Below are 1,908 nucleotides of genomic sequence, written 5' to 3' on the forward strand. Positions count from 1 at the left end.
TCGATGTGGACCTGGGTTTGCGAGTTGTCGTCCGGCGGGATGAAGCCGGTGGGCAGCAGCGGGATCAGCGCGATGGAGCCGACAAAGAACGCGCCCGCCAAGGCCATGGTGATCCAGCGGTGGCCCAAGGCCCAGCGGCTGGCGCGCATGTAGGCGGCCATCCAGAACGGGTCTTGGTGCGGCTTTTCATTCGGCTTCATCACGTAGGCGGCCATCATGGGCGTGAGCACGCGGGCCACCAGCAGCGATGCCAGCACGGCCAGCGCGGCGGTCCAGCCAAACTGCTTGAAGAACTTGCCCGGAATGCCCGCCATGAAGGCCGTGGGCAAAAACACCGCCACCAGGGTGAAGGTGGTGGCAATCACCGCCAGGCCGATCTCGTCCGCCGCCTCCATCGCCGCCTGGTAGGCGGATTTGCCCATGTGCATGTGGCGCTCGATGTTTTCCACCTCCACAATCGCGTCGTCCACCAGCACGCCGATCACCAGCGACAGGGCCAGCAGCGTTACCGTGTTGATCGAAAAACCGAAGTAGTGGATGCCGATAAACGCCGGTATCACCGACAGCGGCAGCGCCACCGCCGACACCACGGTAGAGCGCCAGTTGCGCAAAAACAGCCACACCACGATGACGGCCAGTACGCCACCTTCCAGCAGCATCTGCATCGACGCATCAAACTCCTCGGCCACCGGGGTCACAAAGTCAAAGGCCTGGGTGAGTTCGATGTCGGGGTGCTGCGCTTTCAGCTCTTTCAGCGCCACGTCGACCGCCGCGCCCACTTCCACCTCGCTGGCACCCTTGCTGCGGGTGATTTCAAAGCCGACCACCGGCTTGCCATTCAGCAGGGCCAGAGCCCGTGGCTCGGCCACCGTGTCGGTGACGGTGGCCACCTGGTCGAGCCGCAGGTGCTGGCCGTTGCTGAGCACCAGGTCCAGCCCGGCCAGCTCGGCGGCAGACTGCACGGTGGCCAGCGTACGCATGGGCTGCTCGCTGCCGCCCAGGTCGGCCCGGCCCCCGGCGCTTTCGGTTTGCACTTGGCGCAGTTGGCGCGAAATGTCGGCAGCAGTGGCCCCCAGGGCCTGCAATTTCAGCGGGTCCAGCGCCACCTCGACCTGGCGCGTGACCCCGCCCACGCGGACCACCGAACCCACGCCGCGCACACCTTGCAGCGTGCGCGCCACGGTGTTGTCGACAAACCAGCTCAGGGCCTCGTCGTCCATGCTGCTGGAGCGCACGGTCAGCGCCAGGATGGGCGCGCCGGACAGATTCACCTTGCCCACCACCGGGTCGCGCACGTCGCTGGGCAGGTCGCTGCGCACGCCTTGCACGGCGCTGCGCACGTCGTCCACCGCTTCTTGGGTGGGCTTTTCCAGCCGGAACTCGGCGGTGATGGTCACGCCGCCGTCTTGTACTTTGGTGTAGATGTTTTTCAGGCCCTGCAGCGGGGCGATGGCGTTTTCCAGCTTGCGGGCCACCTCGGTTTCCAGCTGGGCCGGGGCGGCACCGGGCAGCGAGGCCACTACGGTGATGGTCGGCAGCTCCAGGTCGGGGAACTGCTGCACCTTCATGGACTGAAAAGACAGCAGCCCGGCGAAGCTCAGCATGACGAACAGCATCACCGCCGGAATCGGGTTTTTGATGGACCAGGTAGAAATATTCATGGCGCTACTTATTTGCTAGCTGCTGCCGCAGGTGCTGATTGCGCTGGAGGCACATTTGGCTTAGAACTTTCTACCACCCGCACCAGGTCGCCATCGGCCAGGAACCCGCCACCGATCGCTACCAGCCGGGCATCGGCGGGCAGGGCGCTGGTGATTTCTACCCGGTCGCCCACCTGGCGACCGGTTTGCACCTTCAACTGCGCCACGCGGCTGTCGGCGTTGACGCGGTACACGTAGCTAAAGCCGT

Annotated in this window: 1 protein-coding gene and 1 pseudogene; both read right to left on the reverse strand. The window is 65.3% G+C overall.

Annotation, left to right across the window (positions count from 1 at the left end):
• On the reverse strand, positions 1-1,661 hold a 1,661-nt coding region (locus ABI213_RS18770; protein ID WP_348028217.1), incomplete at its 3' end, for an efflux RND transporter permease subunit.
• A gap of 8 nt (positions 1,662-1,669) precedes the next feature.
• Positions 1,670-1,908, reverse strand: a pseudogene (locus ABI213_RS18775) (efflux transporter periplasmic adaptor subunit); the annotation flags it as partial.

The sequence above is a fragment of the Rhodoferax sp. genome, from assembly GCF_039922535.1.
Taxonomy (GTDB): Bacteria; Pseudomonadota; Gammaproteobacteria; order Burkholderiales; family Burkholderiaceae_C; genus Rhodoferax_B.